The organism is Rhodoferax sp. RT4P68 (assembly GCF_056521305.1).
Genome location: NZ_JBWMBB010000017.1, coordinates 1 through 26,206 on the forward strand (window position 1 = coordinate 1; position 26,206 = coordinate 26,206).

The 26,206-nt window shown below is 68.2% G+C and carries 20 protein-coding genes; 12 read left to right on the plus strand and 8 right to left on the minus strand.

Translation table 11 applies throughout. The annotated features are described in order from the left end of the window. Window positions 1–210: 210 nt before the first annotated feature. Window positions 211–834, minus strand: a complete 624-nt coding sequence (locus tag AC099J_RS27725; protein ID WP_479618538.1) for a hypothetical protein — start codon at window positions 832–834, stop codon at window positions 211–213. Between the two features lie 257 nt (window positions 835–1,091). Between AC099J_RS27725 and tssJ the strand changes: the two genes are divergently transcribed. The 6 genes from tssJ to tssA all read left to right on the plus strand — a co-directional run bounded on the left by tssJ (window position 1,092) and on the right by tssA (window position 8,730). After that, the gene (gene tssJ, locus AC099J_RS27730; RefSeq protein WP_479618539.1) at window positions 1,092–1,799 is read left to right on the plus strand and encodes a type VI secretion system lipoprotein TssJ; all 708 of its coding nucleotides are present in this window, start codon (window positions 1,092–1,094) and stop codon (window positions 1,797–1,799) included. Between the two features lie 30 nt (window positions 1,800–1,829). Then, window positions 1,830–3,179, plus strand: a complete 1,350-nt coding sequence (gene tssK / locus AC099J_RS27735) for a type VI secretion system baseplate subunit TssK (RefSeq protein ID WP_479618540.1) — start codon at window positions 1,830–1,832, stop codon at window positions 3,177–3,179. A 44-nt stretch (window positions 3,180–3,223) separates the two neighbouring features. Further along, window positions 3,224–4,009, plus strand: coding sequence for a DotU family type IV/VI secretion system protein (locus AC099J_RS27740; RefSeq protein WP_479618541.1), 786 nt, complete (start codon window positions 3,224–3,226; stop codon window positions 4,007–4,009). 12 nt (window positions 4,010–4,021) lie between these two features. Beyond that, a complete protein-coding gene (locus tag AC099J_RS27745) occupies window positions 4,022–6,772 on the plus strand; it encodes a type VI secretion system Vgr family protein (protein WP_479618542.1) in 2,751 nt (916 codons plus the stop codon). 109 nt (window positions 6,773–6,881) lie between these two features. Then, a complete protein-coding gene (locus AC099J_RS27750) occupies window positions 6,882–7,649 on the plus strand; it encodes a hypothetical protein (RefSeq protein ID WP_479618543.1) in 768 nt (255 codons plus the stop codon). A 46-nt stretch (window positions 7,650–7,695) separates the two neighbouring features. After that, the gene (gene tssA / locus AC099J_RS27755) at window positions 7,696–8,730 is read left to right on the plus strand and encodes a type VI secretion system protein TssA (RefSeq protein WP_479618544.1); all 1,035 of its coding nucleotides are present in this window, start codon (window positions 7,696–7,698) and stop codon (window positions 8,728–8,730) included. 43 nt (window positions 8,731–8,773) lie between these two features. On the opposite strand, the gene AC099J_RS27760 is transcribed toward tssA, so the two are convergent. Beyond that, window positions 8,774–9,748: a Bug family tripartite tricarboxylate transporter substrate binding protein gene (locus tag AC099J_RS27760; protein ID WP_479618545.1), complete on the minus strand. Its 975-nt coding sequence runs from the start codon at window positions 9,746–9,748 to the stop codon at window positions 8,774–8,776. Window positions 9,749–9,782: 34 nt separating this feature from the next. Next, window positions 9,783–11,201 carry a M20 family metallopeptidase gene (locus AC099J_RS27765; RefSeq protein WP_479618546.1) on the minus strand — a complete coding sequence of 473 codons (1,419 nt, stop codon included), beginning with the start codon at window positions 11,199–11,201 and terminating at the stop codon, window positions 9,783–9,785. Window positions 11,202–11,312: 111 nt separating this feature from the next. Between AC099J_RS27765 and AC099J_RS27770 the strand changes: the two genes are divergently transcribed. After that, window positions 11,313–12,257 carry a LysR family transcriptional regulator gene (locus AC099J_RS27770; RefSeq protein WP_479618547.1) on the plus strand — a complete coding sequence of 315 codons (945 nt, stop codon included), beginning with the start codon at window positions 11,313–11,315 and terminating at the stop codon, window positions 12,255–12,257. A gap of 105 nt (window positions 12,258–12,362) precedes the next feature. Here the strand turns inward: AC099J_RS27770 and AC099J_RS27775 are convergent, their stop codons facing one another. Both AC099J_RS27775 and AC099J_RS27780 read right to left on the minus strand, forming a co-directional pair. After that, complete coding sequence (locus tag AC099J_RS27775; protein WP_479618548.1) at window positions 12,363–13,262, minus strand: NAD-dependent epimerase/dehydratase family protein; 900 nt, start codon at window positions 13,260–13,262, stop codon at window positions 12,363–12,365. A gap of 124 nt (window positions 13,263–13,386) precedes the next feature. After that, a complete protein-coding gene (locus AC099J_RS27780) occupies window positions 13,387–14,151 on the minus strand; it encodes a 2OG-Fe dioxygenase family protein (protein ID WP_479618549.1) in 765 nt (254 codons plus the stop codon). Between the two features lie 118 nt (window positions 14,152–14,269). Here AC099J_RS27780 and AC099J_RS27785 point away from each other — a divergent pair, with 118 nt between their 5' ends. Further along, window positions 14,270–15,067, plus strand: a complete 798-nt coding sequence (locus tag AC099J_RS27785; RefSeq protein ID WP_479618550.1) for an SDR family NAD(P)-dependent oxidoreductase — start codon at window positions 14,270–14,272, stop codon at window positions 15,065–15,067. An 18-nt stretch (window positions 15,068–15,085) separates the two neighbouring features. Here AC099J_RS27785 and AC099J_RS27790 read toward each other — a convergent pair whose 3' ends face one another. Genes AC099J_RS27790 through egtB form a run of 3 tightly spaced genes read right to left on the minus strand, consistent with a single transcriptional unit; the run spans window position 15,086 to window position 17,706 of the window. Continuing rightward, entirely contained in the window at window positions 15,086–15,367 is a 282-nt protein-coding gene (locus AC099J_RS27790) for a DUF427 domain-containing protein (protein ID WP_479618551.1), read from the minus strand. Between the two features lie 30 nt (window positions 15,368–15,397). Continuing rightward, window positions 15,398–16,384 carry an L-histidine N(alpha)-methyltransferase gene (egtD, locus tag AC099J_RS27795; protein WP_479618552.1) on the minus strand — a complete coding sequence of 329 codons (987 nt, stop codon included), beginning with the start codon at window positions 16,382–16,384 and terminating at the stop codon, window positions 15,398–15,400. Then, entirely contained in the window at window positions 16,381–17,706 is a 1,326-nt protein-coding gene (gene egtB, locus AC099J_RS27800) for an ergothioneine biosynthesis protein EgtB (RefSeq protein ID WP_479618553.1), read from the minus strand. The genes egtD and egtB overlap by 4 nt, the downstream gene beginning before the upstream one ends. Before the next feature lie 251 nt (window positions 17,707–17,957). Here egtB and AC099J_RS27805 point away from each other — a divergent pair, with 251 nt between their 5' ends. From AC099J_RS27805 to AC099J_RS27820, 4 genes are all read left to right on the plus strand, one after another. Further along, entirely contained in the window at window positions 17,958–18,395 is a 438-nt protein-coding gene (locus AC099J_RS27805; protein WP_479618554.1) for a universal stress protein, read from the plus strand. Window positions 18,396–18,588: 193 nt separating this feature from the next. Further along, complete coding sequence (locus AC099J_RS27810) at window positions 18,589–19,818, plus strand: efflux RND transporter periplasmic adaptor subunit (RefSeq protein ID WP_479618555.1); 1,230 nt, start codon at window positions 18,589–18,591, stop codon at window positions 19,816–19,818. 2 nt (window positions 19,819–19,820) lie between these two features. Next, on the plus strand, window positions 19,821–23,039 hold the full coding sequence (locus AC099J_RS27815; protein ID WP_479618556.1) for an efflux RND transporter permease subunit: 3,219 nt from the start codon (window positions 19,821–19,823) through the stop codon (window positions 23,037–23,039). A gap of 34 nt (window positions 23,040–23,073) precedes the next feature. Then, on the plus strand, window positions 23,074–26,205 hold the full coding sequence (locus AC099J_RS27820; protein WP_479618557.1) for an efflux RND transporter permease subunit: 3,132 nt from the start codon (window positions 23,074–23,076) through the stop codon (window positions 26,203–26,205). Window position 26,206 lies beyond the last annotated feature (1 nt).

The window sequence follows — 26,206 nt, forward strand, 5'->3', positions numbered from 1 at the left end:
ACGACTGAGATACATTGAACACCTCGCTTGCGCGCAACCCCCGCGCGTCCACGATGGCGCTGAAACGCCGTCCACGATCAGCCTGAAACAGGCGTCCACGATCGCTGAAATGCGCACACGCGCGGCGGACGAACCCTCTCGAGCTTCTTGTGCACGCTGTCTTTCTTGGCCATTAATGACTCCTGTTCCAATCGGTTGTATGAGGTCAAATTAATTCAAGGCACCAAACGGGCTGGACGATGCTGATGGTTTCGGCGTCGCGCCCGGCGCGCCAGACACAACCGGCGACACAGGCGCAGCAGGTGGCGGCGCAGTGCGCAACTTCGCGCGCGGTTTCACGGCAGCCCTGGGGCGCTGATGCAGTTCTGCGTCGATGGCCTGCGGGACCAGAACCGGCTCTCCAAGTATCGAGCGCAGGTTTTGCGCCATGCCTTCTGCCTCTTGACGCGTTGACGAGTTCAACTCGCTGGGACTGCGCAGTGTGGAGAGCGCAGCCGTTGAAATTCGCAGACCGCTGACAGCCAACAAGCTTTGCGCAGTGACATCGCTTGAATCGCGCTGCACGACTTCCTCAGCCGCCAAGACGGCATTGCCATAGTCACGCGCATCGAAGTAACTTTGTGCAAGGCGCAACCAAGGGCGTTTGTCTGCCGGATAAGCCTTGGCGGCCGACCGGTAGATCTGACGCGCCTGGCCCCGGCCGGCCTCGCTGGCCTCCAGAGCCTGTGCGCGACTCAGATACTCCCCGATTGGCTCTACGGAAGGGGCAAGCGGTTTTGCCTCCTCAACTTTTGCCGGTGCGGTCGTACAACCAACCAGCGCGAGAATGAGCATTGCGGCTGTCGCGCTACGCGCCAACCGGAGTGGGGCCCTTGCACTGCAACTTGGCCTTGTAACCAAACACGTCATAGGTGTGCGACTCAACTTCATGGCTGCCATTATGACTCCATTGTTGAGTCGTATACATAGTGAATAAGTCACACGAATTTTGTGTTTTGTCTACAACCACTATGTTAGTATTCGTGTAACAGTTCGATAGACGATCTGTATGCATCTTTTACGTCACTCACACACGTCACTTCCAGAGCCGCATGCATTGCATAACCCGTTTCGGCCGCGTCGCTTGCCGCACGCGCTCACACGCATCGGGCGTCGCCAAGTGCCACACATTCTGTTCACGGTTTCCGTACACACGGTGGCTCTACGCTGCGTCAGTGCTGCTGCTCGTTGGCTTACTCACGGGGTGTGGAACCAGACCCGCTCAGGGTGGGATGATCGAACAGGCGCTTAAGTTGGTAGGACTGGAGGCAGTTGAAGTGCCTGCGGAGATCAAAGCTGCACGAGAGGCTGTAGCCAAGCTCGCTCCACCCACAACCATGACGGTGCGCCTGCATGCAGGTGAACAATTGAACAACAACACCTCGGACAGAGCGTTGTCAGTGGTAGTCAAGTTCTACAAGCTCAAAGGCTACGAGCACTTCATGCAGCTCGGATACGCCGCCTTTACCCAGACGCAACTGCAAAGCCCGGAGGTGCTTTCATCGCGAGAAGTGATCTTGCTTCCCGGCCAGCGCTATGAGGTCGAGGAGAGTCTTCCCACCGGTACGACCCACTTGGCAGTGGTCGCACTTTTCGCAGCACCCGAAGAGTATCGTTGGCGCTTCGTGTTCGACACGCGTCAAACGGCTACGCAGGGGATCACGCTTGGCGCCCACCGGTGCGCACTCAGCGTTGCCCAAGGACTTCCGGTCGGGAGCCCGCCGGAAGCGCTCCGGCTCGCCGGCACGACCTGCCGCTAGTCACCAGCACCCATCAGCATAGGAAGACGCATGTTTCGAGCATCAAAAGTTCTGTGGGGAGAAGGTCTATTTCTGCGTCCCCAACACTTCCAGCAACAAGATGCCTATCACGAATGTCGTCTGGCCGACATGGCGAGCAGCCTACATCCATACGCGTGGGGTGTACGCAAACTCGTGATTGATACGGAAGCGCTGGCTAACGGCGTGCTGCGAATTGAGCAGCTGCAGGCCATCTTCCAGGATGGTGAGATCTTCAATGCTCCACAGGACGATCCGCTACCAGATGCGATCTCGCTTCAAAACAGCGATCCCGGAGTCACAGAGATGACCTACCACGTTGCGCTCGCACTACTCCGCAAGACCGGCAGCAATTTTGCTGCAGACGAGAGAGCAGGCGACGGCGCGGTCCGCTTCACTCAGAAGAATCAGGTGGTGCCTGACCTGTATACACAGGCCACAGAGGGCGAGGTCTCAACTTTGCACCGTGTTGCCCGAATACTGCCTAACGACGAACCACGCGATCATTTGGTGAGCCTTCCGCTCTGTCGCATCAAGCGCACGGCCACTGGTCGAGTCGGGTTAGACACACGGTTCATACCCCCGTGCACGTCGATCGATGCGAGCCACGCACTGCAATCCATGCTGCGTCGCATTCTCGACATCTTGCAGGCCAAGGTGAGCGCGCTACACGGCTTCCACCGCGAACCCTCGCGCCATGTCATTGAGTTCCGTTCTGGCGATATCGCGTCTTTTTGGCTGCTGCATACGGCCAGCAGCGCGTTCAGCGCGCTGTCCCACTTCCACCACCACCAAGGCCTGCATCCCGAACGGTTGTTCCAGCAGCTTCTTCAGCTCGCCGGCGCATTGATGACGTTTAGCAAGAATTTCACCTTGGCCGATCTACCCAGCTACCACCACCTGCACCCCGGTGAAGCTTTCGGGCGGCTCGAAACCATGCTGCATACCTTGCTTGAAACGGTCATCTCGACCCGGTACTTCTCAATTGCGCTGCGGATGGACAAGCCCTCGTTCTACAGCGGCGTGCTCGAGACCGACAAGATCACAGCGCAGACAACGCTCGTGCTCGGGGTTAAGGCGGCGCTGCCGCCCTCCGAACTCGTGAGCATCGTTCCAGTACGGCTGAAAGCCGGTGCTCCGGACGATGTGGAGAAGCTTGTGCTCTCGGCGATGGGCGGTATTCGCATCACACACTTGCCGCAAGTGCCTGCAGCAATCCCAGTGCGCCCTGGCAACTACTACTTCGAACTCGATGCCCGTAGCCCCTTGTACGAGCGGATGCTTCAGTCTCAAAGCGTCACGATCTATGCACCGGCTGGTATTGCCGAGCTGGAACTCGAGCTGTACGCGCTGAACCACTGATTCCACTTACGCCTCACATTGCGTCTTACATACGCCTGTTCGCCATGAATGCCCCATCGTTGCTGCCGACTTCGCAAGCCACCCCAGCCCGTCGGGGCGTCCGAACTCCACTGATCGCGGTGCGCGAGGCCCGCTCGCTCTTGGACTTGATGTACGAAGGCTTGTTTGTAGTTTTCATGCTCAACAACGGCCACCGACCGTCACACGCAAAAGATTTCAAAGACCGTATCCGCGCCGTCTTGAGCGAATTCGAACGCGGCGCGCTGGCGATGAACGCCACGGCCGAAGATGTCCACGCGTGCAAATTTGCCTACTGTGCGCTGATCGACGAGACCATGTTGGCAATTTCTTCCCCTGCGCGCGACGATTGGGAGCGTTGTCCGTTGCAGCTTGAACTGTTTGGCGAGCAACTGGCCGGTGAACGCTTCTTTCAACACTTGGAGCAACAACGCAGTGCTGTACCGCCGAGGGTTCAAGTGCTCGAGGTCATTCATATGTGCCTACGGTTGGGATTCCGGGGGCAGTACGCGCTTGACGGCTCGGAAAAGCTGCACTATCTGACTGCCCGCCTCGGTGATGAGATTGCCCACATCAAAGGCAAGCGCGTCAGTTTTGCCCCGCACTGGGCACCGCCAGACCAGATCCTCAATACACTGCGCAACGAAGTGCCACTGTGGGTGCTGGGCTCGGTGTTTGCCTTCCTAGGACTTGTGGCGTATGCAGGCCTGCAGTGGACCCTTGCGCGTCAGACCGATTCCGACTTGGCGCCGTACCACCAGATCGTGGGCATGCCCACGCAGGTGGCCAATGTCACGATCACTTTGCCCTAGCCAGGACCGCGTATGAACGCTCTCCCAGCTGAGCGCTCCGGCATAGCGGCGTACGTTGATGGCCGCCCCCCACTGCTTCACCAACAAGGCCGCCTGCTGCAGATGCGCAGCAGCCTGCCCTGGTTGTCCCTGGTCCCCGAGCGCATGCGGCTGCGTGAAGCCCTGGGCCAGCCGTTCGAGATCTCGTTGCAGTGCCTGTCGCCCTCGGCCCATCTGCCGCTGGCGGATCTGCTGGGCGAGCAGGTGTCGCTGTGGTTGTTGCAGCCCGATGGCAGCGAGCGGCCCTGGCATGCCTATGTGCACCGCGCATCCCAGTTGGGCGCGGACGGCGGCCTGGCCCGCTACCAGCTGGAACTGCGCCCCTGGCTGAGCGCCCTGGGACTGCGGCGCAACACGCGGATGTTCCATGATCTTGGGGTGGACCAGATCCTGGAGACGCTGTTCGCCGACCACCATCCGCATGCGCACTGGCGCTTCGAGCTGGCCGCGCCCCTGCCGGTGCGCCCGCGCTGCACCCAGTACCGCGAGACCGACCTGGCCTTCCTGCACCGGCTGCTGGCCGAGGAAGGCTTGCTGTATCGCTTCGAGCACCTGGAGGGCTCTCTCGCCAAGGAAGCCGATGCGGCCGGCCACGCCCGCCACGTCCTGGTGATCTTCGATGCGGAGGCTGCCGTGCCTGCCCTCGGCCCGCTGCGTTTCACCGGCCGCCACGTCACGGCCAACCTGCCCGGCCAGCGCGACAGCCTGACGGCCTTCATGGTCCAGCACCAGGTGCAGGCCAACGCCGTCACGCTGGGATCGTGGGACCACCAGCGCCTGTCCGGCCTGACCGGGTTGGACAGCACGGCCCCGCTGGGCGCCCTACCGGTGCTGGAGGTCTACGACGGCTCGGGGGCCATGCGCTATGCCGACCCTGCCGCCGCCCAGGCCGCCGCCGAACGTGCCCTCGCCTGCCTGACCCTGGGCACCGTGCGCATCGAGGCCCAGGGCAGTGCCCGCCACCTGGCCGCCGGCGCGTCCTTCGACCTGGTCGAGCACCCCGATGCCGATGGCGCCTACACCGTGCTGGCCGTGGAACACCAGTGCGCCAACAACCTGGGCCCCGGCATCGCCGCGCTGCTGTCGGGTGGGAGTCTGGCGGGTGGGAACTTGGCGGGTGGGAACTCCCCCGATGCCGACCTGGAACGCGGCAGCTACACCAACCACATCCACTGCGCCCCCACCGCCACCCCGCTGCGCCCACGCCACTGGCCGCGCCCGCAGGTGCTGGGCCTGCAAACCGCCACCGTCGTGGCCAGCACCCCCGCCCAGAGCGGTGGCGATGTCGCCGTCGAGCTGGACCGCAACCACCGCGTGCACATCCGCTTCCCCTGGCAGGACGCCAGCGGGGACGCCCCGGCGAACGCCGCCGGCACCTGGGTCCGCGTGGCCCTGCCCTGGGCGGGAGCCGACTGGGGCGCCGTGCTCCCCTTGCGCATCGGCGCCGAAGTGGCCGTCACCTTCGAGGACGGCGACATCGACCGTCCCGTCGTCATGGGCGCGCAGTACAACGGGCAGGACACGCCGCCGCTGGCCGCCGGTGTCGATTCGGGCATCGACCACCCCGGCGTCATCAGCGGCTGGCACAGCACGGCGCTGGACGGGGCCGGCTTCAACCAGTGGGTGCTGGACGACGCCACCGGCCAGCTGCGCCAGCGCCTGCACTGCAGCTGGACGGCGGCCGAGCTCGGGCTGGGGCACCTGATCGCGCAGGACACCAGTGCCAAGCGTGGCGCCTGGAGGGGAGCCGGCTTCGAGGCCAACACGCAAGGCTGGGCGGCACTGCGGGCCGGGCAAGGGATGCTGTTGTCCACCACGGCGCGGGCCGGCACCTACGGCTCGGCCCAGGGCAACCAGATGGACGTGCCAGAAGCAGTCGCCCAACTGCAGGCCGCGCGTGACCTTGGCCAGCGGCTGTCCGGTGCCGCGCAGGCGGCAGGGGCGGCGCCACAGAGCGCGCACGACGATGGCCAGACCGTACCGAACCTGCTCACCCAGATCGACCCGGCCCAGCAAGGCAAGCTCGACGCCCCCATGAACGGCCAGGACGCCCGGTACGACCCCGCCGGTGGCCGCGAACCCACCACCGCCGTCCCCGCTTTCGCCCAGCCCGTGCTGGTGCTGGACACCCCGGCCGCGCTGGCGCAACTCAGCGATGCCGGCATCGCCCACTACGCAGGGCAAGACCTCACCACCGTCGCCCAGGGCGACATCCACCTGGCCGCCGCCCACACTGCCTCCCAGGTCAGCGGCGCCACCACCAGCCTGTACACCCACCAGGGCGGCCTCCAGGCCCGCGCCGCAGAAGGGCCCGTCTCCCTGCGCGCGCACACCGACACGCTCAGCCTGCTGGCCGACCAGGAGATCCAGATCCTGAGCGTCGGTGACGAGATCACCATCCTGGCCAAGACGAAGATCGAACTCACCGGGGGTGATTCCTCCATCGTGCTGGAGGGCGGCGACATCACCTTCACCACGCCGGGAACGTGGACGGCCAAGGGCGGGTTCAAGGAGTTTCTGGGTGGGGCCAGAGGCAAAGCGGCGTTGCCCGTGCTCCCAGACACACTGGCCAAACTGTCCAACGAGCAGCTCATCGCGCGCAACGCGATCAGCGGGTCACCCGTGCCAGATATGCCATACAAAGCCCTGCCGGTGCGTCTGTTCTCCACGACACAGTCCGGCTCCGTGGCGCCTGTTGACCGTCACGCCGTGATGGGTTGCTGAAGTGGGTACCCTCGCCCACAGCCAGACGAAGCAGAACACTCAAGGCGGACTGACATCGGTGACAGCGACGCCGCCACGCAAGGCCACGGCTGTCTTCAACACGGCCCCCGTGAAAGCCGGCACGCACACGGACGCCGATACGCCAGCCTGGAACGTCGAGCCCGATACCAAGGCGGCAGCTGCAAAGACCTCGCACACCCACGCAGCGCCGCTGACGGGCGACGTCTGGATGAGGTTGCCCTTTAGGTGCGCGCCGGCGGAAGTGGAGATGCGCATGCCCGTCGGCACTAGCGACGCACTCAAGCAGGGCGTCAAATCCACCTACTCCCGGGTGGCGAACCACTCATTTTCGGCGAGCGAGCCCGCAGCATCGGGACACCCGGCGCGCACCGTGACCGTCACGTTTTCGGATTCAGACAACCCACGCACCATTGCTACCGCCCACAAGCTGCTGCAGGACGGCCTGCCGCGCATGCTGCCGCGCGGCTATGCGGTACTTTCGACGGCAGCGCTCGGCAACGGCAGCCTGACCTTGACGGTCTCATCAGTGCGGCATGGGGAGATAAAAAAGTTCAGCGAGTATGAGGACGCTATCGTCGCGCAAAAGACTGAGAAGGCTGTGGAAGATACCGCCGCCCGGGAGCTTGGCGCCGCGATGTTGCCTGGAGAGCTTGCTGACCCAAGCCGTACCCAAGCCCGTCATCGGCAAATAAGAGGCCGACTGGTTCTGCCAGCACGAGTGCCCCGCCGGACTGTCGCCCCGTCTGCTTCCGGACATCAAAGCCTGGCTGCGCGCAACGGCTGGCCCGCCCACAAGTGGCCATGCGCGCCTGTCTTCCTCGATCCGCCCGGCAAGCCAGGCACGTATCAGCAATGACGTGACGCCGCGTGGGCCGCAGCGCCAACCGGCAATGAGACCAGCCATGAACAATGAAACCCTCCTCTCCCCCATCCGCCCCGATTCCCCCTGCGGCGACGACCTGTCCTTTTCGCCGGAGTTCGATCGCATCACCGAACTGCGCCGCGCCGACGACCCCAGCCTGAACCAGGGTGAGTGGCTGCGCGATTTGAAGTCGGCCGATTTCCCGGCCGTGCAGGCGCTGTGCGTCGAACTGCTGACCACGCGCACCAAAGACCTGCGGCTGGCCGGCTGGCTGGCTGATGCGCAGGCCCGCACCGATGGATTTAGCGGGCTGGCCCAGGGCCTCGGTCTTTGCGCTTCCCTGTGCGACCAGTACTGGCAGGGTCTGCACCCTTTGCCGGACGAAGACGATGTCGAGCAGCGCATGGGCAACCTGACGTGGCTGTTGCAGCAGGTGGCAGAAGCGGCGCAGACCGGGCCGCTGTTGCTAGGCACTGCGCTGCGCTGCGGACGGCGCGTGATCGAGTCGGCTCGCGCCCGCAAGCCTGCCGCAGACGCCGGCCAGGGGCCAACGGACGAGAGCATCGCACAAGCGCTAGCGCAAACCCCGGCCCAGCACCTGCTGTCTCTGCCCGATGCACTGGACGCATGTCTGGCTGCGCTGGCCCGGCTGCAAACAGCCGTGGATGCACGGGTGGCCGACGGCCCGGCCTTCGCGCCTGCGCGTGATGCGTTGCAAGACACCCTGCACCTGTCGCGTCGCCTGATCCGCGAGCGCGGGTTGAGCGCTTCCGACACCGCGCCCGGCGCGTCTTCGGCCCCCGCAGCCGTGCCGGGTGGTGCCGCCGCCACTCAAGCATCCGTCGCCACTTCCGGCCCGCCCCAGACCCGCGCCCAGGCCCTGGCGCAGCTGCGTGCTGTGGCCGAGTTCTTTCGCCGCACCGAGCCGCACAGCCCTGTGGCTTATCTGGCCGACAAAGCCGCCCATTGGGGCGATCTGCCCCTGCATCTGTGGCTGCGTGCAGTGCTGAAGGACCAGGCCATGCTGACCCAGCTCGACGAGTTGCTAGGCGTCAGCCCCCCGCCGGAAGCCTGAAATTTCGTGCGGCAGCGCACGTCGCAGCGGTTGACGGACTGCGCTACTGCGGCGCAATGCCGGCACGGTGCGCCAGTGCCCGGTAGCGTGCGATCTCCGCACCCATCTGCTCCTTGAAAGCGGCCGAGCCGATCATCACGGGCTCCAAGCCCTGCGCGCGCAGCTGGGCCTGCAGGGCCGGATCGGCCATCACCGCGCTGGCCTCGTGCGCCAGGCGCTGCAGCACGGGCGCGGGCGTACCGGCCGGCGACGCCAGGCCGTACCAGGCATCGAAGGTGGCATCGGGCAATTGCTGCTCGGCCAATGTCTTGACTTCGGGCAGCAAGCTCGAACGGGTGGTGCCCACGATGCCCAGTGCGCGCAGCTTGCCCGAGCGGATGTGCGGCGCCACCGTGGCCACCGTGTCGACGCTCATCTCGACCTCGCCGCTGATGACGGCCAGCAGGCTCTGGGCGCCGCCCTTGTAGGGCACCTCCTGCAGTTTGGCGCCGACGGCGAGCCCGAACAGCTCGCCCGTCAGGTGCGGCGCCGAGCCCGTGCCGAAGCTCGCGTAGCGGATGGACAGCGGCTGGGCGCGCGCCGCCGCAGCCAGATCCTGCACCGACTGGTAGGGTGACTGCGCTCTCACCACCAGCACCAGCGGCGTGCGCGCCACGATGGCGATCGGCACCAGGTCGACCAGGGGGTCATAGGGCAACTTGGCCCGCAGTGCCGGGTTCACGCTGTAGGTGGTGGAACCGGACAGCAGCAAGGTGTAGCCGTCGGGCGCGGCCTTGGCCACGGCATCCGCGCCGATGATGGTGGACGCGCCGGGCTTGTTGTCCACCAGTACCGGCTGGCCCAGCCGCCCTGCCAGTTGCTGGCCCATGGCGCGGGCCACGATGTCGGTGCCGCCGCCGGGCGGGAACGGTACGACGACTTTGACTGCACGGGCTGGCCAGGCCGGATCGGCATGGACGGACGGGACGAGGCAGGCCAGCACGAGAGCGGCGGAACGGGCAAAAGTGAGCAGTGGCATGGTGGTAGAGGCGTTAGGTTGACAAGTGGATCGGTCAGGCGCTGGCAGCCGCGAGCGCGCCGGCAGCCCAGGGCGCCCCGGGCTCGCCAAGGTCCCAGTACAGGCCGGCCATGGTCTGCAGGCCTTCGCGCACGACGGGCGCCAGCAGGTGCTCGTTGGGCGCATGCTGGGCGCAGGCGGCGTAGGAATGCGGCACCCATAGTGTGGGCAGGCCCAACTGGCCCGCGAAAATCTCATTGGGAAGTGAGCCCGCCAGGTTGGGCAACAGGTCGGCGCGCTGGCCACTGCTGCGAGCCAGTGAGTCCAGCGCCCAGTCGACCCAGGGGTTGTGCAGATCCAGCCGCGTGGCGGCGCCGGTCAAGGTGACCTGCAGCTGCACGTCGGCAAAGCCCTGCGCATCCAAGTGAGCGCGCACGATGCGTTCCAGGTCTTGCCAGGGCGTACCGACGACGAAGCGCAACTGGCAATGCGCCACCGCCTCACCCGGGATCGCGTTCACCGGCCGCGTGGCCGACCCAGCGCCCAGGGCCAGCACCTCGAGGGTGTTCCAGCCCACCAGCCGCTCGGCGGCCGACAGCCCAGGCTCGCCCCAATCAGCGCTGAGTTGCGGGTCGTCCGCGCCGCCGCCAATCGTGATGTCGGCCAGCGCGGCGCGCAGCTTGTCATCGAGTGGCGGCGGGCGCAACGCTTCGACCAGGATGCGACCGCGCGCATCGACCAGCGAGGCCACCGCATGGCTGACGCGTGTGGCCGGGTTGGCCAACACGCCGCCCCAGTTGCCCGAGTGATAACTGCGCGGCCGGCTGGCCAGACGCAGGCTGAAATTCACTGCACCGCGCGAGCCCAGAAACAGCGTGGGCCGGCCCGCCTGCACGCGTGGCCCGTCGCTGGCCAGAAACAGGTCTGCGCCCAATGCATCTCGCTCCTGTGCGCACAGCAGATCCAGACCAGGAGAGCCAGCCTCTTCCCCCATCTCGAACAGCCAGGTCAGGTTGAAGCCCAGCCGACCCCGGCGGGCCGCCAGCACCGCCGCCAGCGCGCCCAGAGCCACCGTGTGCTGGCCCTTGTTGTCGGCGCTGCCACGTCCGTACCAGCGCTCGCCTTCCACACGCAGCGCCCAGGGCGACAGACCCTCGCGCCACTGAGCGTCCTGGCCGCTGACCACATCGCCATGGCCGTAGCTCAACAGCGTCGGCAGATCCGGATCTTCGATACGGCGCCCGATCAGGAACGGCCCCGCGCCCGGCACCGGGTTGGGCAGAACGCGGCACGCGAATCCCAGCGGCTCCAGACACGGCTGCAGCTCGTCGCGCAGGTAGGCCTCCAGGGCGGGCGGCACGCTGCCCGGCTCACTTTCGGTGCGCTGCGCGATGCGGCGCTCCAGATCGGTGAAGAAACGGCCGTCGTCGAAGTAGGCAGTGGCGGTTTGAAGTGCGTGGTCACGTGTGGTCATGGTCATGGCTCATGGAGTCGGTCAACACCTGCAAGTACAAAGCCAGATGGATATTGCTTCCAGCACCGTTTTAGCAGGCTAGCATTGCCTCAAAGGCAACAGGCGAGATCCATGGCACCGTACTTCCTCAGCATTCCCATGCGCCATTTCCTGGAGGTGGCGCGCAGTGGCTCCGTCAACCAGGCGGCGGCGCGGCTGTTCGTCGCATCGTCGGCCGTCAGCCGCCAGATCGTCAAGCTGGAAGACACGCTCGGCACACCCCTGTTCCAGCGCCAATCGCGTGGCATGACGTTGACCGCTGCGGGCCAGCGCCTGGCCGCGCACCTGGGCAATGCGGTGCTGGACGCCGAACACGTGCTCGAGCAGGTTCGCCATCTCGGCGACCAGGCCGCCGGCCGCGTGCGCGTGTGCTGCACCGAGGGCTTTGCCAGCGGCTTCATGCCGGCTCTGATGCGCGCCTTCCAGGCCGCGCACCCGGCCAGCCAGATCGAGCTGCACGTCGGCGCGCCAGACGAGGTCAGCCAGCTTGTGCTGAAAGGCGATGCCGACATCGGCCTGAAATACGTCGTCGCGCCCGAGCCCGGCCTGCGCGTCGAGCACTCGGCTGCCGCGCCGGTGCTCGCCGTGATGCGCCCTGGTCATGTACTGGCCCGTGCACGGGTGCTGGCGTTGGCCGACGTGGTGCGCCATCCGCTGCTGCTGGGCAACCGGGGCGTCACCGCGCGCCAGCTGTTCGACCTGGCGTGCAGCGCCGAGGGACTGCGCTACCAGCCCGTATTCGCAAGCAACTTCTCGTCGGTGATGCTGACGGTGCTGCGCGACGGCGACATCCTGTTGTCCGGCCAGTTGACCGTGGCGCACCTGATCGAGGCCGGCACCGTCGTGACAAGGCCTTTTGCCGACCCGATGCTGCAGCAGCGCCGGCTGCAGGCGCTGTCACTGGAAGGCCGCACCCTGCCGCCGCTGGCACGTGCCTTCGTCGTGCAGCTGGTGCAGGCGGTGGCCAGCTCGGCGCGGCGCAAGCTGGGGCGCGCCGTGCGGGCGCCCACAGCGTGACCTGCGCGCCGCCGCGCCGCACTCAGCGCGCTGGCCGCCCCGCGGGCGCCGGCGGCCGTTCCCACTGTCGAGCAGGTTCGACGTGCGGCTACTTCGGGGTCTGGTTCAACGAGGCATTTCGTCGCGGATCCAGGCCAGTGCCGAGCCGTGGCGCGGCGTCCAGCCGAGTTCCAATCGGGCACGCCTGGCGCGCACCCGGCTGTTGCTGCCGAAGGTGTAGAACGCCTTGGCTTCGCCCCACTCGGCAGCGGCGGCTTCGGCCGGCACAGCGGTCACCGGCCCGAATCCCAGTCGCAGCGCGATCGCCTGGCCGATCTCGGCAAACGACGACTCCCCGTTCTCCGCGAAGAAGAACGAACCCGGCGCCGCCTTCTCCAGCGCCAGCAGGTACAGGTCTGACAGGTCGTCGACGTGCACGGTGGACCAGCGGTTCAGCCCACTCCCCACCACGCGCACCGAGCCTTGCAGACGCGCCTGCTCGGCCAGGAACGGGATCTGAATGCTGTGCGGATTCAGGCCGCGCCCCTGCCCGTAGATCAGCGTCGGGCACACGACCACGCTGCGCACGCCGTTTGCCGCCGCACCCAGCACGGCCTGGTTCAGCGCGTGGCGCGCCTGCTTGAGCGGCTGCACGACGAAGGGTGTGTCCTCATCGAAGACCGTTGGCGACACCGCGTTGCCCCGCGCATCGTCGCCCACCACACTGGAGCCGCTGGTGTGCAGCAGCGGCTTGCCGGTGCCGGCCAGCGCCTCCAGCAACACCTGCACGGACGGCAGATGGTCCGCATTCGCTGCGTTGACCACGCCATCTGCTTCGCGCGCAGCGCGCGTCAGCACCGCGTGGTCGTCCAGGCTGCCGATGACAGGCTCGATGCCTGTGGCCTGCAGCGCGGCTGCCTTGGCGCCGTCGCGCACCAGCCCCATCACGGCATGCCCCTTCGCACGCAGGTGCGCTGCAACGCTGCCGCCGATGTAGCCGCCAGCACCGGTAATGAAAACCTTCATGAATGCCTTCCCGCCGTTGCACGGCGACAGTGGAAATGACCGGCAATGCCTGTCACTGCGGCCGTTGACTGTATGCGCCATAGCCCGCGCATCCGCCACTACAAGGCGTGATCGCCGCGCCGCGTCAGACGCCCTGAAACCCGCCCGCCCGAAACGTCAGCACCAGCGTGTCCCGGTGCCCGCCCAGCTCCAGCGGCTGGATCGGCGTGGACTCGTGGATCACGCGCGCATCGTCCAGGAACAGCAGCGACCACGGCTCGGTCAGCGTGAAGCGCTGGCCGTTCGGCCCTTCGGCCTCGAAAACACGGGTCTCACCGCCCTTGATGCCGTGGCGCCCGACCAGCAACACGGCGACGAAGTCCACACCGTCGCGGTGCGCGCCCTCGGGGGTCGGGCGGCCGATGCCGTCGGTGGTGTCGATGCGGAACTGGTGCGCCTCCACGTACCAAGTCGCACCGGGCTGGCCGCGCAGCTGGCTGCACAGCCGACCGAGGCCCAGCAACAGTTGCGCCCAGGCGGGCTGCAGTACGTCGCTACCGTGCATGGGCTCGAACCAGCGCTCCATGCCGCCGTGCAGCGCGTTGTAGGCCACCGGCTGCCAGTGGGCGCGGTGCGCCACCTGGTTCAGCGTGTCGCCCTCGACGACGAAGCACGAATGCCGCCGCCGCCGGTAGCGCCCGCCGTCCTTCAGGTAGCCGTCGGGCGGCAGATCGGCCCAGCCGGGCTCCAGCACCTGCAGCCCGTCGGCAGTGCAGCCTGCCAGCTCGCAGACAGCCGCCGCGCCCAGCACGGCGTAGCCCTGCCGCTGCACGGTGGCCACGGCGTCGGAAGATGGGGTCAGCGAAGGAACCAGCACGGCATGCTCAAGCGAGGGTGGCGGGGACGGCATGGTACCCAAGCCGCCGCCGCACCCGCTTGTCGAACGGCGACACTCCCAGCGCAATGCAGCGATTTGCCTTGCGCGTGGCCATCAAGATTTGAAACTGACCCCCTTCGGAAGCCTGCCCATGACCCCGACCTCTTCTCCCTCCCAACGCGTGGCCGTCATCACTGGCGGTGCGCGCGGTATCGGACTGGCCGTCGCGCAGTGGTTTCTCGCACACGGGCACCGCGTGGTGCTGCTGGACATCGACGGCGCCACGCTGAAGCAAACCGTGGCCATGCTGGCAGACCCGCAGCGCGTGTTGGGCTTGGCTTGCGATGTGTCGGACGCTGACCACGTGCAGGCCGCCATCGACCAGGCTGCCCAGACTTTCGGCCGCATCGACGCGCTGGTCAACAACGCCGGCATCGCCGTATTCAAGCCGATCGGTGAGACCAGCTTTGCCGAATGGCGCGCGGTGCTGTCGGTCAACCTGGACGGGGCTTTTCTCTGCAGCCAGGCCTGCGTGCCGCACATGCGCAAGAGCGGGCCGGGCGGCGCCATCGTCAACATCGCCTCGATCTCCGGACTGCGCGCCAGCACACTGCGCGTGGCGTATGGCACGAGCAAGGCCGCGCTGATCCAGCTCACCAAGCAGCAGGCCGTGGAACTGGGGACCGTGGGCATCCGCGCGAACTGCGTTGCGCCAGGCCCGGTGGAGACGGAAATGGCCAAGCTGGTGCACAGCGTGGCGATCCGTTCGGACTACCACGACGTGATTCCGCTGGAGCGCTACGGCACGACGGACGAGATCGCGGCCACCGTGGGCTTCCTGTGCAGCCCGGCCGCCAGCTATGTGAACGGCCAGGTGCTGGCGGTGGACGGCGGCTTCGAGGCCGCAGGCGTGGGCCTGCCCACGCTGCGCAAGAACACCGATCGCTGAGCCGCAGTCAGCCCTGGATCAGGGCTCGATCTTCACACCCTTCCAGAACGCCACGCGGTCCTTGATCTCTTCTGCCGCCGGCTTCGGGTCGGCGTAGTACCAGGCCGCGTCGGTGTTCAGCTCGCCATTGACCAGCAGCGACAGGTAGCTGGCCTGCCCCTTCCAGTGGCAGGTCGTCTTGTGGTTGCTGAAGGTGACGTGTTCGCGATTCAGCGACGACATCGGGAAATACTGGTTGCCTTCGACCACGACCAGGTCGTCGCTCTGCGCGATCACGGCGCCGTTCCAGACTGCTTTCATCTCACATCTCCTCGTTGATTCATGCCCGCATCATGCCGGGGCCTGGAGCCAGTGCACGCTGAACAGGCTTTGCGGATCGGTCCACACCGGCCCCGGCGTGAAGCCGGCGCGCTCGGCCATGGCGCGCAAACCGTCCACGCTGAACTTGTAGGAGTTCTCCGTGTGCAGCGTCTCGCCCTCTTCGAACGTGAAGGCGCGCGCGCCCAGCCGCACCACCTGGCGCCGGCGGCTGACCAGGTGCATCTCGATGCGCTGCTGCGGGCTGTTGTAGAAGGCGCTGTGGGCAAAGCCGTTCAGATCGAAATCCGTGCCAAGTTCGCGGTTGGCGCGGGCCAGCAGGTTCAGGTTGAAGGCCGCCGTCACTCCCTGTGCGTCGCTGTAGGCGGCGTGCAGCGTGGCCGGCTCCTTGATCAGATCGGCGCCCAACACCAGCGCGCCGCCGCGCAGCAGCTCGGCCGTCATGCGCAGGAAGCCCAACGCCTGTTCGGGGTCGAAATTGCCGATCGTCGAGCCCGGAAAGAAACCGATGCGCCGGCCCGCGCCTGCGGCCTTGGGTGGCAGCTGCAGCGGGGCGGTGTAGTCGGCCACCAGCGGCGCAACATCCAGGCCCGGGTGCTCGGCGCGCAGGCGCTCGGCAGCGCCATGCAGGTGCTCGCCCGAGATGTCGATCGGCACGAAACGGGACGGCCGATCCAGCGCGTCCAGCAGCAGCCGCACCTTGGTGAGCGAGCCGGCACCGAACTCCACCAGCTCCGCGCGCGGCCCGCACAGCGCGGCAATGTCGGGCGCATGCCGGCGCAGGATGGCCAGCTCGGTGCGGGTGGGGTAGTACTCGGGCAACTCGCAGATGGCATCGAACAGCGCCGAGCCCCGTGCGTCGTAGAAGTATTTGGGCGCGATGCTGCGCACCGGCGAGGCCAATGCGCTGAGCAGGTCGGCGTGGAAATCGTTGTCGGGCACCGGGGCGCGGCCGACGACGCGCAGGTGGCGTGGCTGGGGGACCAGGGACACACTCATACGATCGGCTCTCCCAGAGGCGCGCCCGCTGGCACGCACGGCACGTCGCGCGCCAGGCGCAGGCCCGAGAACTGCCAGCGTGCCGCTGGCGGAAAGAAGTTGCGGTAGGTGGGCCGCGTGTGGCCGGCGGGTGTGGCCAGACTGCCACCACGCAGCACGATCTGGCCGACCATGAACTTGCCGTTGTACTCACCGACCGCCCCTGCCATCGGCTTGAAGCCGGGGTACGGTTCGTAGGCCGAGCGCGTCCACTGCCAGACCTTGCCGGTCATGTCGCGCATGCCGTCCAGGCCATGCGCGGCCTCCCATTCGAACTCGGTCGGCAGGCGCGCACCAGCCCACTCAGCGTAGGCGCAGGCCTCGTAGAAGCTCAGCTGCGCCACCGGTGCCGAAAGGTCCAGTGGCCGCACGCCGTGCAGACCGAACACCTGCCAGCCTTCGGCAGGCGCGCGCGCATCGCCCGGCGCGATCCAGTAGGCGGGCGCTTGCCACCCCTGCGCCTGCACCATGGCCCAGCCGTCGGACAGCCACAACTCGGGCCGGCGGTAGCCGCCATCGTCGACAAAACGCGCGTATTCGGCGCAGTTGACCAGCCGGTCGGCGATCTCGAAGGCGGGCAGCAGACGCCGATGGCGCGGGCTTTCATTGTCGAACGCGAAGCCTTGCGCCGACGCATCGGGCGCGTGGCCCAGCTCGACGATTGCCTCGGGCTGCGCCAGCCAGCGCAGCGGCGTGTTCGTGCTGGCCAATCGCAGGTGCGGCAACTCGGCGGGTGCATAGGCGGGCAGCAACGGGTTGCACGACAGCGCGTGCAGCACGTCGGTCAGCAGCAGCTCCTGGTGCTGCTGCTCATGGTGCAGGCCCAGCGTCACCAGGGGCACGGCCTGCTGCCAGGTGGCGTCGTCGGCTTGGGCGATGAAGGCCTGCATGGCCGTATCCACATGCCGCCGGTAGTCCTGCACGTGCGCCGCCGAGGGCCGCGTCAGCAGCCCGCGCTGCGGCCGCGGATGGCGCGGGCCCAGGGCTTCGTAGTAGGAGTTGAAGAGGTAGAAGAAGCGCTCGTCGAATGCGCGGTAACCAGGGCTATGCGCGCGCAGGACCAAGGTCTCGAAGAACCAGCTCACGTGGGCCAGGTGCCATTTGGTGGGGCTGGCATCGGGCATGGATTGCACGCACTGGTCCTCCGCCGACAGCGGCGCTGCCAGCGCCTCGGTGTGCATGCGTACTTCGGCATAGCGCCGGGCGATGGCCTCTCGTGACGCGGCCAAGGTAGGGCCGGTGACCGGCGGGCCATCTCCGGCCGGTACAGAAGGAGCGTGCATGCAGAGCCTCGTGTTGGATGTGTTGTGCTGGCGCGCAGCGCGCACAAGGCGCCACCATAACGCCAGTGTGGTGGCAGGCTTGTTCCAGCCGCACCGCACGGCTTGTAGGTGGTGGCGCCTCGTCGATGCAGGAACAGTCCTACAGGCTCACCCGGTGGGAGAGCCGATCGCAAGGGCTTTCACGGATTCGACGCCACCGGCTGGCGTGCCTAGACTGCCACCAACACCATCAAACCTCAGGGAGAACCGACATGTACAAACGCATCCTGCTGGCTTACGACGGCTCGGAGGCCGGTCAGAAGGCGCTGCTCGACAGCGCAGACCTGGCCCAATGGAGCGGCGCCGATCTATCGCTGATCGCCGTCATGCCGCTGCACATGGGCTCGATCGGGCTGGAGGTCGGCGTCTACGACCAGGCCGCCGAAGAACGTGAACGCGCCCGCTACCAGGCCATTTTGGACAACGGGCTGGCACGCCTGGCCGCGGCGAACCACAAGGCCAGCGGTGAAGTGGTCGCCGGCGACTCCGTCACCGAGATCACGCGCCACGCCAAGGCCATCGACGCCGATCTGATCGTCGTCGGCCACAAGCACCTGGACGGCTGGGCCGCGCGCTGGTGGCAGGGCGCTATCTCCGGTGCGTTGATCGAGCACGCGCACTGCAGCGTGCTGGTGGTCATCATCCGCTAACGGCAACGGCAACGACAGCGCCAACGGTGGCGGTGGCGGTGGCGGCGCCCGCTGCGGGCCGGCCCGCCGTGGCCGGTCGCGCCACCGTGCGCCCACGGCGCGTTGTTATTATTTGAAACGATGTCGCTGCGGCCGATCGGGCCCCGGCTCCGCAGCGCAGCGCACCGCGACCGCCGTTCAACGCCTCCTCTTCATGCCCGCACCGGACATCCCGCCCACCCCTCCTCCCCCTGCCCGGCCGCGGCGTTTCGGTGGGCTCGCGTTGCTGGTGCTGTTGGTGCTGCTGGGCGCAGCCGTCTGGTTCTTCCTGCTCAAGCCGAGCGCGACGCCGCCTCCCGGGCCCGGCCCCTGGCGCGGGCCGGTTCCGGTGCGCGTGGAGGTGGCCCGCAGCGAGGACTTCAGCGTCCAGGCGCGTGCCATCGGCACCGTCGTGCCCACCAACACGGTGGTCGTGCGCAGCCGTGTCGATGGCCAGCTGGCGCGCGTGCGGGTGCGCGAGGGTCAGCAGGTCACGCGCGGGCAGCTACTGGCCGAGATCGACCCCGAACCGCTGCGCGTGGCGCTGGCCCAGGCCCAGGGCCAGCAGCAACAGAACCAGGCGCAGCTGCGCAATGCCGAGAGCGAGCTGGCCCGCTACCAGCAGCTGTTCCAGCGCGACGCCATCGCGCGCCAGCAGCTGGAACGCCAGGGCGCGCTGGTGCAGCAGCTGCGCGGCACGCTGCAGGCGGACCAGGCGCAGACGGACAACGCGCGGCTGCAGCTCTCCTACACGCGCATCACCGCGCCGATCGCCGGCCGCGTGGGCCTGCGCCGGGTGGACGCCGGCAACCTCATCACCGCCAATGCGGCCGAGGGCCTGTTCACGCTGACGCAGACCCAACCCGTGTCGGTGCTGTTCAATGTGCCCGAGCCGCTGGTGGCCGACGTGCGCGCCGCCCATGCAGCCGCGACGCCGGCCGTGGCCGAAGCGTGGGACCGCGACAACCGCCAGCGCCTCGCAACCGGCCGGCTGGACACGCTGGACAACCAGATCGACGCCGCCACCGGCACGCTCAAGCTGAAGGCGCGTTTCAACAATGCCGACGACGCGCTGTTTCCCAACCAGTTCGTCAACGTGCGGCTGGCCTTGCGCACGCTCACTGGCGCGGTGACCATCACCGCCGACGCTGTGCAGCACGGCACGCGCGGCAGCTATGTCTACGTGGTCGAAGGTGGCAAGGCGCGCGTGCGCATGCTGCAGCTCGGCCCCAGCGGTGGCGGGCGCACGGTCGTGCTGCAGGGGCTGAAGGCCGGCGAGCCCGTGGTGCTGGAAGGGCTGGACCGGCTGGAAGAAGGGCGTGAGGTGACGCTGGTCGAGCCGGCCGACCTGCCGGCCACCTCGCCGCTGGCCGCGCCCGCTGCGGCGGCCTCCGCAGCACGCTGACCATGTCGCTGTCGCGCCCCTTCATCCTGCGGCCGGTTGCCACCTCGCTGCTGATGCTGGCGGTGCTGATCGCCGGCATCCTGGCCTGGCGCCAGCTGCCGGTGTCGGCCTTGCCGCAGGTCGATTACCCGGTGATCCAGGTGTTCACGTTCCAGCCCGGCGCCAGCCCGGACGTGACGGCGCGCACCGTCACCGCGCCGCTGGAACGCAGGCTGGGCCAGATCCCCGGGCTGTCGCAGATGTCCTCGACGAGCTCGGCCGGCGCCTCCGTCATCACGCTGAAATTCGCGCTACAGGTCGACCTGGGCGTGGCCGAGCAGGACGTGCAGGCCGCCATCCAGACGGCCGGCAGCCTGCTGCCTGCCGACCTGCCTTCGCCGCCCATCTACCGCAAGGTGAACCCGGCCGACGTGCCCATCCTCACGCTGGCCATCAGCTCGGAGACGCTGGCGCTGCCGCGCGTGGTGGACCTGGTAGATACGCGCATGGCCGGCCAGCTCTCGCGCCTGCCCGGCGTGGGTCTGGTGAGCCTGGCCGGTGGCCAGCGCCCGGCCATCCGCGTGCAGGCCAACAGCCGCGCGCTGGCCGCCAATGGCCTGACGCTGGAAGAGCTGCGCACGGCCATCGCCGCAGCCAACAGCAACCAGCCCAAAGGCAGCTTCGATGGCGCCCTGCGCAGCACCATGCTGGACGCCAACGACCAGCTGCGCACGCCCGAGGAATACCGCCGCCTGATCGTGGCCTGGAAGGACGGCGCGCCGCTGCGCCTGGCCGATGTGGCGCACGTGGCCGAGGGCGCGGAAGACCGCTTTCTCGCCGCCTGGGCTGGCATGGCCTGTGTGGACGGCCCAACGAAACGCCAGACCAGTGGCCAGACGCGTGGCCAGACGAATGGCCAGACGGACGGCGTTGGCCTGGCGGGCGGCCAGCGCGACGGCTGCGGCCTGGCCCCCGCCGTGCTGCTGAACATCCAGCGCCAGCCCGGCGCCAACGTGATCGCCGTGGCCGACCAGGTGCGCGCGCTGCTGCCGCAGTTGACGGCCACGTTGCCGGCCGCCGTGCAGGTGCAGGTCGTGTCCGACCGCACCGAGAGCATCCGCGCCTCGGTGCGCGATGTGCAGAAGGAGCTGCTGTTCGCCATCGCGCTGGTGGTGCTGGTCACCTTCGCGTTCCTGCGCACGGTGCCGGCCACCATCATCCCCAGCGTGGCCGTGCCGCTGTCGCTGGTCGGCACCTTCGCGGCCATGTGGCTGCTGGGCTATTCGCTGAACAACCTGTCGCTGATGGCACTGACGATTGCCACCGGCTTCGTCGTCGACGACGCCATCGTCATGCTGGAGAACATCGCCCGTCACCGCGAGGAAGGCGCAGCCCCGATGGAGGCCGCTTTGAAGGGCGCCGGCGAGATCGGCTTCACGCTGGTGTCGCTGACGGTCTCGCTGGTGGCGGTGCTGATCCCGCTCCTGTTCATGGGCGACGTGGTCGGCCGGCTGTTCCACGAATTCGCCGTCACGCTGGCGGTGGCCATCGGCATCTCGCTGGTGGTCTCGCTCACGCTCACGCCGATGATGGCCGCGCGCATGCTCACCGCACCGCCGCGGCATGCAGCGCGCGACTGGCTCAGCGCGACCATCGAGCGCTATGGCCGCATGCTGGACTGGGTGCTGGCGCGCCAGCTGCTGGCGCTGTTGTCGCTGGCCGCCACGCTGGCGCTTACGGCCCTGCTCTACCTGGCCGTGCCCAAGGGCTTCTTTCCGGTGCAGGATGCCGGCGCCATCCAGGTGGTGACCGAGGCGCCGCAGAACATCTCGTTCGCGGCGATGGCAGAACGCCAGCAGGTGCTGGCCGATGCCTTGCTGCAGCAAAGCGGCGTGGCCAGCCTGTCATCCTTCATCGGCGTGGACGGCAGCAACGCCACCTTGAACAGCGGGCGCATGCTGCTGACGCTGACGCCGCACGCCGGGCGCAGCACTTCGGCGCAAGAGGTCATCGCGGGCCTGCGCACGCGCGCGCAGCAGGTGGCCGGCATCACGGCCTGGTTCCAGCCGGTGCAGGAGTTGGGGCTGGAAGACCGCGTCAGCCGCACGCAGTACCAGTTCACGCTGAGCTCCCCCGACAGTGCCCTGCTGACCGAGTGGACGCTGCGGCTGCAGCAGGCGCTGCAGGCGCGGCCCGAGCTGGCCGACGTGGCCCACAACCTGCAGCAGGATGGCCTGCAGGCCAGCGTCGAGATCGACCGCGACGCCGCCGCGCGGCTGGGCCTGCGCATGACCGACGTGGCCTCGGCGCTGCAAAGCGCGTTTGGCCAGCGGCAGATCAGCACCATGTTCACGCATGCGAGCCAGTACCGCGTGGTGCTGGAGAGCGATGACGCCGCCGGCGGTGGCCTGCGTGCGCTGGAGGGCATCTTCGTGCAGCCGGCACCAGGCACCACCGGCAGCACCGGCAACGCCGGCACCGCCACCGGCACCGCCACTGCCACCGCCCGCCCTGTGCCGCTGTCGGCCGTCGCGCGCGTGGTCGAGCGGCGCGCGCCGCTGGCCATTGACCACCAGGGCCAGTTCCCGGCCGTCACGCTGTCGTTCAACCTGGCGCCCGGGCATGCGCTGGGCGATGCCGTGGCCGCCATCGAGCAGGTGCGTGCCGAGGTCGGCCTGCCGGTGGCGGTGGAGCTGGCCTTCCAGGGTGCGGCCGAGGCTTTTCGCACCTCGCTTGCCAACACGCTGTGGCTGGTGCTGGCCGCCGTCGTCGTCATGTACCTGGTGCTGGGCATGCTGTATGAGAGCGCCGTGCACCCGCTGACCATCCTGTCCACCCTGCCCTCCGCGACAGTCGGCGCGCTGGCCGCGCTGCTGCTGCTCAATCGGCCGCTGGACCTGATCGCGGTGATCGGCATCGTGCTGTTGATCGGCCTGGTCAAGAAGAACGGGATCATGATGGTTGACTTCGCGCTGGACGCGCAGCGCCGCCTGGGCCTGTCGCCACGCGAGGCCATCCACCGCGCCGCGCTGCTGCGTTTTCGGCCGATCCTCATGACCACGCTGGCCGCGCTGTTCGGCGCCGTGCCGCTGATGCTGGCCAGCGGTTCGGGCGCCGAGCTGCGCCAGCCGCTGGGCATCGTGATGGTGGGCGGGTTGATCGTCAGCCAGGTGCTGACACTGTTCACGACGCCGGTGGTGTACCTGGCGTTCGACCGGCTGGGCCGCAAGGCCGCGCCGTGAAGCACTTGGCGCCCTCAAAGCACTCGAAGCACACATGAACGCAGTGGCCGGCTTCTTCATCCGCCGCCCCATCGGCTGCGTGATGCTGGCCATCAGCATCGTGCTGGCGGGCCTTTTGGCCTGGCGCGTGCTGCCGGTGGCGCCGCTGCCGCAGGTGGATTTCCCGGTCATCGTGGTCAACGCCAGCCTGCCCGGTGCCAGCCCCGAGAGCATGGCCGCCACCGTGGCCGCGCCACTGGAACGCGCGCTGGGCAGCATCGCCGGCGTCACCAGCATCCGCTCCAGCAGCAACCAGGGCGCCACGCGCGTGACGCTCGATTTCGACCTCGCACGCGACATCGACGAGGCCGCGCGCGAGGTGCAGGCCGCCATCAACGCCGCGCGTAGCCAGCTGCCCGCCGGCATGCCCAGCCTGCCGAGCTATGCCAAGGTCAACCCGTCGCAGTCCGCCATCCTCGGCCTGGCGCTGTCCTCGCCGCGGCTGCCGCCCTCGGCGCTGTACGACCATGCCTCGACCATCCTGGCGCAGAAGCTGGCGCAGATCGTCGGCGTCGGTGAGGTCAGCGTGGGCGGCGCCTCTCTGCCGGCCGTGCGCGTGCAGCTCAAGCCCGAGGCACTGGCGCACCGCGGCATGTCACTGGACGCGGTGCGCCGCGCGATTGCGGACGCCAACGCCTGGCGCCCGCTGGGCCAGGTCGAGCAGGGCGCGCTGCGCTGGCAGTTGGCGCTGGCCTCGCCGCTGCGCACGGCCGCCGACTTTGCGCAGCTGGTGGTGCGCCGCGACACGTCGGACAGCGGCGTGACCCTGGTGCGCCTGGCCGACGTGGCCGAGGTCACGGACTCGGTGGAGAACCGCTACGCCAACGGCTACCACAACGACCGGCCGGCCGTGGGTCTGATGGTCAGCCGCCGCACCGACGCCAACATCGTGCAGACCATCGACGCCATCCACGCTCAGCTGCCACAGCTGCGTGCGCTGCTGCCGGTCGATGTCGAGCTGCGCGTGGTGATGGACCGCTCGCCCGGCATCCGCGCCACGCTGCGCGAGGCGCAGTTCACGCTGGCGCTCTCGTGCGCGCTGGTGGTGGCCGTGGTGTGGGCGTTCCTCGGCAGCCTGCGTGCGGCGCTGATCCCGGCGCTGGCGCTGCCGGTGTCGCTGGTCGGCGCGTTCGCGGTCATGTGGTGGCAGGGCTTCTCGCTGAACAACCTCTCGTTGATGGCGCTGATCGTGGCCGCAGGGCTGGTGGTCGACGACGCTGTGGTGGTGCTGGAGAACACGCAGCGCCACCTGGAGCGCGCCCGCGCCGCGGCACAGGGCCGCCCGCTGGGTCGGCCGGCCGTGCTGCGCGCGGCGCTGACCGGTGCGCGCGAAGTGGGCTTCACCCTGCTGGCCATGAACCTCGCGCTGGTCGTGGTGTTCGTCTCCACGCTGTTCATGGGCGGCGTGGTCGAGCGGCTGTTCCGCGAGTTCTCGATCACGCTGGCGGCGGCGATCCTCATCTCATTGGCCGTCTCCCTCACCCTCACGCCGGCCCTGTGCGCACACGGCCTGCCCACGGGCGGCACGACCCGGCCCCCCGGGCACGTGGCACGCTGGTTCCTGTGGGCGCTGGATGATCTGCGCGCCGGTTACGCGCGCAGTCTGGCCTTCGCGCTGCGCCACCGCGTGCTGACGCTCCTGGTGCTGGCCGGCGCCGTGGCGCTGAACGTGTGGCTGTACGTGGCCATTCCCAAGGGCATGCTGCCGCAGCAGGACACGGGCCAGATCGGAGGCTTCGTGCGGGGTGACGACGGCTTCTCGTTCCAGGGCATGCAGCCCAAGGTCGAGGCGTTTCGCCGGCTGCTGGTGGCCGACCCTGCGGTGGCCGATGTGACCGGCTTCAGCGGCGGCAGTGGCGGCATCAGCAACTCGTGGTTCCGTGTGCGGCTCAAGCCCCTGGCCGAGCGCGGAGAGCCGGCCCAGGCAGTCGTCACGCGGCTGCGCGCCGCCGCGCCCAAGGTGGCCGGCGCCGTGCTGATCCTGTGGGTGCAGCAGGACATCCGGCTGGAAATCCATGGCGGCGATGGCGAATACGCCTATGTGATGCGGTCGGACTCGCTGCAGGACCTGCGGCGCTGGGGCAAGCCCGTGGCCGAGGCGCTGCGCGCGCTGCCCGAGCTGGTGGACGTGGACCTGCCCGGCGGCGAGGACGCCCAGCAGATCGTGCTGGACGTCGACCGCGAGGCCGCCCGCCGCCTGGGCGTGCGCATGGAGACGGTCGCGTCCGCGCTGAACAACGCGTTCTCCCAGCGCCAGGTCGCCACGCTGTACGACCCGCTGAACCAGTACCGCGTGGTGATGGAGGCCGACCCGCGCGGCGCCGCCGAGCCGGCCGCGCTGGACCAGGTGCAGCTGCTGACCGAGGCCGGCCAGCGCGTGCCGCTGTCGGCCATTGCGACCTGGCGCTACGGCCTGACGCGCGACCGCGTGCAGCACGACGCGCAGTTCGCCTCTACCGGCATCGGCTACGGGCTGGCGCCCGGTGTCACGCTGCAGCAGGCACAGGCGGCGATTGCACGCGCGGTGGCCGGCGTGCCGCTGCCCTCCAGCATCAGCAGTGGCGAGCGCAGCCGCGACCCCAACAGCCTGCAGGCCACGCTGAAGCGCCAACCCTGGCTGATCCTGGCGGTGCTGGTGAGTGTCTACCTGGTGCTGGGCATGTTGTACGAGAGCACGCTGCACCCGCTGACGATCCTGTCCACGCTGCCCTCGGCCGGCCTGGGCGCGCTGCTGGCGCTGTGGCTGTCGAACACCGACTTCAGCTTGATTGCGCTGCTGGGCCTGTTCCTGTTGATCGGCGTGGTCATGAAGAACGCCATTCTGATGATCGACTTCGCGCTGGCCGCGCAACGCCTGCGCGGCCTGGCACCCGCCGATGCGATCCACGAGGCCGCGCTGCGCCGGCTGCGCCCGATCCTCATGACCAACCTGGCCGCACTGCTGGGCGCCGTGCCGCTGGTGCTGGGCCTGGGCGAGGGCTCGGAACTGCGGCGCCCGCTGGGCATCGCCATCATCGGCGGCCTGGCCGTGAGCCAGCTGCTGACGCTCTACACCACGCCCGTGGTCTACCTGGCGCTGGAGCGGCTGCGCCAGCGCTTTGCGCACCACGACCCGGCGACCGCCTGAC